This window comes from Capnocytophaga sp. oral taxon 329 str. F0087, assembly GCF_000213295.2.
Classification (GTDB): domain Bacteria; phylum Bacteroidota; class Bacteroidia; order Flavobacteriales; family Flavobacteriaceae; genus Capnocytophaga; species Capnocytophaga leadbetteri_A.
In genome coordinates this window covers 1-1,298 of sequence record NZ_KN390108.1, presented here as the reverse complement: position 1 = coordinate 1,298, position 1,298 = coordinate 1, and the positions used below count along the sequence as shown (strand labels likewise).

Genomic DNA, 1,298 nt, shown 5'->3' with positions numbered 1-1,298 from the left:
CGTACTTTTTGATGAGATAGAAAAAGCCCATACTTCAGTATTTGATGTATTCCTACAAATAATGGACGAAGGGAAGTTACACGACCGCTTGGGTAAAGAAGGTGATTTCTCTAATGCCATTATCCTCTTTACCTCCAATATAGGCTCTGACTTTATTGTCAAATCCTTTACTGAGGGGAATATTCCTTCCTCATCTACTCTTTTAGAGATAATGAGTCGTTATTTCCGACCTGAGTTTTTGGGGCGTCTTACTGAGATAGTACCTTTTGCACCTATTAGCAAAGAAAATGCGCTAAAAATCTTTGAAATACATTTGAAAAAAGAGCTTTTAAACCTAACAGAGGGGATAAACATCTCACTCAATATTGCTCAAGAAGTAAAAGAGCATTTAGCAGAACAAGGCTATGATGCCACCTATGGAGCTCGTCCTTTAAAAGGTATTATTCGTGCCAAATTACGCCGTCCTTTGGCTAAGAAACTTGTAGCAGGTGAATTTAAAGAAGGAGATACTATAGACGTACTCTGGGAAAATAGTGAAGTCGTTTGGAAAAAACGAATATAACCGAATAAATAGAATGAAACACTTAAAAATACTTTTAGTTACTTTTAGTACAATTGCATTGTTATCTTGCTCGGCAAGCCGTTATCTTGCTGAGCTTCCTTATCATTACCCTACAGATGCTTTCTACAAAGCAGTATTAGCCCAAAAGAAACAAATCAATGAGCAGTATACCTTGGTAGATGATAAGGGAGAAAACTTATCCGATAAGGAATTAGCCTTAAGAGAGAAATACTCTATTATTTTGGCTGTACCCCCTAAAAAAATCACCAACTATAAGCTCTATGCTTTTATAGATGATTGGATAGGAACGCCTTATAAGGAAAAGACCTTAGAAAAACAAGAAGGAGCAGATGCTTCTTACTTTATACAGGCATTGTTTAGTGAAGTGTATGAAACTACTTTTCCCAAGACTCCCGATGGTATCTTCCGCTCTAAGGATTTACAGCTTTTCACAGGGCGTACTTATTTAAAAGAAGGGGATATTTTGTTTTTTAGGTATGATAAGTTCAAACCTATTTCCGATGTAGGTTTGTATTTAGGAAATGGTAGGATATTAGCTTGTACCACACAAGAGCTAAATATCTATGATTTCAACGATGAGTACTTTCAAAAACGCTATACAAGTGCTGGAAGACTCAAAGAGAAAAAATAAGATAATTTATTCAAAAAGAATTGTTTATTCAAAAAAAAATTGTACATTTGTCTGCAATAATACAAAAACTCACTCACAATGGAG

Annotated in this window: 2 protein-coding genes; both read left to right on the top strand. The window is 35.3% G+C overall.

The window, feature by feature from the left end; translation table 11 throughout:
• Positions 1-562: AAA family ATPase (locus HMPREF9074_RS11625; protein ID WP_034541091.1), on the top strand; the 562-nt coding region annotated here is incomplete at its 5' end.
• Between the two features lie 13 nt (positions 563-575).
• The gene (locus tag HMPREF9074_RS11620) at positions 576-1,214 is read left to right on the top strand and encodes a C40 family peptidase (protein ID WP_009389026.1); all 639 of its coding nucleotides are present in this window, start codon (positions 576-578) and stop codon (positions 1,212-1,214) included.
• The last annotated feature ends 84 nt before the right edge of the window (positions 1,215-1,298 follow it).